Annotated in this window: 4 protein-coding genes; 3 read left to right on the top strand and 1 reads right to left on the bottom strand. The window is 46.6% G+C overall.

The features are described 5' to 3' along the window. Positions 1 to 148 precede the first annotated feature (148 nt). Both ACLFWI_RS26955 and ACLFWI_RS26950 read left to right on the top strand, forming a co-directional pair. Complete coding sequence (locus ACLFWI_RS26955; protein ID WP_446415481.1) at positions 149 to 1012, top strand: AAA-like domain-containing protein; 864 nt, start codon at positions 149 to 151, stop codon at positions 1010 to 1012. Between the two features lie 149 nt (positions 1013 to 1161). After that, a complete protein-coding gene (locus ACLFWI_RS26950) occupies positions 1162 to 3603 on the top strand; it encodes a GH116 family glycosyl hydrolase (RefSeq protein ID WP_446415480.1) in 2442 nt (813 codons plus the stop codon). A 26-nt stretch (positions 3604 to 3629) separates the two neighbouring features. Here the strand turns inward: ACLFWI_RS26950 and ACLFWI_RS26945 are convergent, their stop codons facing one another. Then, positions 3630 to 3965: a hypothetical protein gene (locus tag ACLFWI_RS26945; protein ID WP_446415479.1), complete on the bottom strand. Its 336-nt coding sequence runs from the start codon at positions 3963 to 3965 to the stop codon at positions 3630 to 3632. 165 nt (positions 3966 to 4130) lie between these two features. Between ACLFWI_RS26945 and ACLFWI_RS26940 the strand changes: the two genes are divergently transcribed. Beyond that, positions 4131 to 4619, top strand: coding sequence for a DNA-binding protein (locus tag ACLFWI_RS26940; RefSeq protein WP_446415478.1), 489 nt, complete (start codon positions 4131 to 4133; stop codon positions 4617 to 4619). Positions 4620 to 4784 lie beyond the last annotated feature (165 nt).

Below are 4784 nucleotides of genomic sequence, written 5' to 3'. Positions count from 1 at the left end.
AAGTCAGCTAAAGCTGACTAGACGTTTTAACCCGTTTTAACGGGTTTTAGCTTTAAGCCGGAACTTGAGTTCACGGCTTAGTGCTGGGGCGATCGTGGTTAAATTTGATTTGAGACTTGGATACACTTTTTGCCGGGAGAAATCGTGGATGAGAAGAAAGAGTATTCAAAATTGGAGAAGGAGTAACTCTCCCGTACTTAAGAGGTTCTGCGCCAGCATTGGTAAAAGCTTAGGATTACCGAATCAGGTGGCTGATTATTGGGATACTATGTTGGGTGGCAAATCCAGTAGTACGGATTACTTTGAGAACTATCTGTTGTCAGAAATTGACAGTCCTATAGTCATTGGTTTAGATCATGTTGAGGTAATTTTTCAATACCCGGAAATTGCCTCAAATTTTTTTTGCCTGTTGCGAACCTGGAATGAGAAAGCTAAGTACGGAAACAGTCTAAGCCAAGTCTGGGAAAAACTGCGGTTAGTCGTTGTTTATTTAACAGAAGTTTATATGCCATTGATGATTCATCACTCATCGTTTAATGTGGGACTATCAATTGGGTTGCCAGAATTTAGCAGGAATCAGGTACAAGATTTAGTGCAACGGTATGGATTCAATTGGGATAGTGATCAGATCAAACAGCTAATGTCTCTAGTTGGAGGTCATCCCTATTTGCTCCAAACGGCACTTTATCACATCTGGCAACAAGATTTTCTCCTAGAAGAGTTGTTGGCTAAGTATACCATAAACGTCAGAATTTACAGCGAATACTTGTCTGAGCAATTATCGAATCTGCGACAGTACCCAGAACTTTACGCCGCGTTTACCCAAGTGACAAATTCGCCAACACCTGTGGAATTAGAATGGGAGCAAGCCTTACAATTACAGACCATGGGATTAGTGCATGTACGAGGCGATCGCGTGCTGCCTAGCTGCAATTTGTATCGTCAGTATTTTAACGTCTCAGCGTCTCATCTACAGGAGTTCCACCCTAAATCCGGGAGAGCTGAAGGATAAAGCCCAAGCGGCTTGTCAACTATCCACTTTTAAACGTTTAAAGCAATAAGTGCGATCGCAGGATATCCTTGTTTTCCTGGAGAATGGTGCAAGATGTGAGATTGATCCAAAATAGTCCCAGCGACCCACTAAGCCGTAAGATCGAAAGCATGATCTATCAACCACCGCGCCCAACTATCCCCGATTGTACCTGGCAACGTCCGATTGGACAGGGCTGGGAAAATCCCTATACTGTACGCTATGCCAGTAATCTGGATGATGGACCCTGGCATGGTATGCCCCTGGGCGGATTTGGCGCAGGTTGTTTGGGGCGATCGCCACGGGGAGATTTTAATCTATGGCATCTGGATGGGGGAGAACATACCTTTAAATCTTTGCCAGCTTGTCAGTTTAGCGTCTTTGAACAGCCAGAAAACCAAGACGCCCAAGCTTATGCCCTTTGTACTGAACCCCCAGAGGATGGCAGCCTGGGCAAATGGCAATGGTATCCTACGTCGCCTAATGTAGAGACGTTGCATGCAACGTCTCTACCAACGGGAACCTATCACGCCCTTTATCCCCGCAGTTGGTTTGTCTACGAGAATGTATTTCAAACGGAATTAACCTGTCAACAGTTTTCCCCAATTTGGGCGGATTGTTATCAGGAAAGCAGTTATCCGGTGGCGGTGTTTGAATGGACTGCCCATAATCCCACGGATAAACCGATTACCTTAAGTATTATGCTCACCTGGCAGAATATGGTGGGCTGGTTTACCAACGCGATTAAGCATCCCCAAGTTCAGGTACGGGATGATGGGAGTCCAGTTTACGAGTATCAACCGCGTTGGGGAAATAGCACCGGGAATTATAATCAATGGATTGTGGATAATTTTCGCGTGGGTTGTCTGTTAGATCGGGTGAGGTTGCGGGATGAGATTGAAGAAGGCGAAGGACAACTCTGTTTTGCCACGGTGACGAATCCCAGTCAGGAGGTATTCTATCACTGTCGCTGGAACCCCACAGGCGATGGGTCACAGGTGTGGAATACCTTTGCCAGTGACGGGAGTCTCAGTGATGTGCAAGACGAAACCCCTGCTGAACCTGGAGAACAAATTGCTGGTGCGATCGCGGTACGGGTAAGACTGCGCCCAGGTAGAACCCGGAAAATCCCCTTTATCCTGGCTTGGGATTTTCCGGTAACCGAGTTTTCGGCTGGGGTTAAATATTATCGCCGTTATACCGATTTCTTTGGGCGCACCGGGAATAATTCCTGGTCAATGGTTCGCACCGCCCTTAAACATTCTGATCTTTGGCAAGAGCGAATTTCATCTTGGCAAAATCCAATTTTACAACGTCAGGATTTACCCAATTGGTTCAAAATGGCGCTGTTTAATGAACTGTATTTGTTATCGGCTGGGGGGACAATTTGGAGTGCCGCCGATGAAGGTGATCCGGTGGGTCAGTTCGGGGTTTTGGAATCCTTGGATTATCGTTGGTACGAAAGTTTAGATGTGCGGCTGTATGGGTCGTTTGCCCTGGCGATGCTGTGGTCGCGATTGGATAAAGCGGTACTGGAAGCCTTTGCCCGGGCAATTCCTACCAGTGATGATACGCCTCGAATTATTGGCTACAATCAAGCCACAGCAATTCGCAAAGCAGCTAATGCGACACCTCATGATTTAGGCGCAGCTAATGAACATCCTTGGGAAAAAACTAACTATACCAGTTATCAAGATTGCAATCAATGGAAAGATTTACCCTGTGATTTTGTATTGCAGGTGTATCGGACTTTTGTATTTACGGGGTCAAAGGATATTGAATTTTTAGCCGAATGTTGGTCAGCCATTGTCAGGGCGCTGGCGTATCTGAAAACCTTTGATCACGATGGTGATGGGATTCCAGAAAACTCCGGCGCACCGGATCAGACCTTTGATGATTGGCAGTTGCGGGGAGTCAGCGCGTACTGTGGTGGACTATGGTTAGCCGCCTTAGAAGCAGCAAGCGCGATCGCCCAAATTCTCTTGGACAACTACACCCTAGTTTTTTCCATTGATCTACCTGATCCAGAAGTGATTCAACAAACCCTGAAAAACTATCAGCAATGGCTACAACAGGCAAAACCAATTTATCACCGAAAACTCTGGAATGGTCAATATTATCGCCTGGATAGCGACAGTGATTCCGATGTGGTGATGGCAGATCAACTCTGTGGTCAGTTCTATGCCAAGTTATTAGGATTACCAGATATTGTTCCCCCAGAATGTACCCAGTCGGCATTAAAAACGGTTTACGAGTCTTGTTTTCTCAAGTTCCATAATGCCCAATTTGGTGCAGCCAATGGCGTAAAACCTGACGGTTCTCCCGAATATCCCGATGCGACGCATCCCCTAGAAGTGTGGACAGGGATTAATTTTGGACTAGCGGCATTTTTAATTCAATTGGGAATGAAGGATGAAGCATTAAAGGTGACAGAATCAGTGGTGAGACAAGTCTATGAAAATGGGTTACAATTCCGCACCCCAGAAGCGATTACACCTGTTGGTACATTTCGGGCAGGTCATTATCTGCGGGCGATGGCAATTTGGGCAGTTTATTTGACGTTGAGTAAATAGTAGGGGCTTGGTTACCAAGCCCCTACTCATTGCTTTGCCGTAGTTGCACAAGGGTGTACTGTAGAAGCGCGACGTTGTCCCTGATTCACCATCGCTTGATACAACCGGCGATCGCCTTTTAATCGTTTCAAGGCGCAAAGGGTTTCCTCAAAAGAGGTGACTTCCAGATAGTCTTGGGGAGATGTTCGTTCCGCTTGATAGGCGGATTCAACCCCCAACACTGCCGGAACTCCTGCTAGCCAAGCATTATAAAGTTTAGTCGCGGGTTTGTTCAGGTAGGGGTAACGTGGGATATTAGGGCGGTGATCAAACCGACGCACGGCGACAATGACATCGACTTGACTGTAATCGTGCGTTTCCACGCGATCGCCTCGTGCTGGATCTCGTGGAATTAAGCCCGGTTGAGTCCAATTGTGATCTACTGTACTTTATTACAGCGCCAAGAGCTGTAAAAGTAAATTGGGGGGAATTGTTCAATTATAGAAACGTAACTTACTCAAAACTATTACGAATTCCTTATAGTTAACATGATTGTCGGTACAACAGAAGCGGCTAAAATTTTAAATATCTCTACGGCTCGACTGAGAGTCTTGCTGCTCCAGGGTAGAGTGGAAGGCGCTTACAAGACCGGGAGGATGTGGTTAATGCCTCTGTTTAATGGCAAACCACTGATTCAGCGAGGGAAAAGAGGTCCGTCTCCGCGTTGGCGCAATCCCAGAAAGCCCGCGAAAACTATCATTCACGTTAATTCACACAGAATTCGCCAGAATCAAAAACATAACTCACACCAGCCAGTGATTACGGTGAAGAAGTGGTGCGACCCCGGAACTCTGATTGGAGCAAAGGAGAAGGCGACCCAAACTGGCAATAGGAATGTCTATGGTCATGAGGTGGAAATACCGGGAGGATGCCGGGTTGTTTATCGTCCGGATAGTCCCAGATGTGGTGCTAAGGTTTGGATCGAAACGTTTTATGACGTCAGGGTGATTTCTTGGCAGGAGGACGACTCTGGCTGACTTAAAGATAGCAGATTGACAGGAAACGTTTTCTTGATTAATTCGCGATCGCGCCTCCTGGGTGATGCCACCAAAACCCTTGTCAGTATTCCCTTGTCGAGGATATCAGCATTAATTCGCGATCGCGCCTCCTGGGTGATGCCACCAAAACCCTTGTCAGTATTC

Origin of the sequence: Coleofasciculus sp., assembly GCF_046539235.1 — a bacterium.
GTDB lineage: Bacteria > Cyanobacteriota > Cyanobacteriia > Cyanobacteriales > Coleofasciculaceae > Coleofasciculus.
This window is presented reverse-complemented; position numbering and strand designations above follow the sequence as displayed.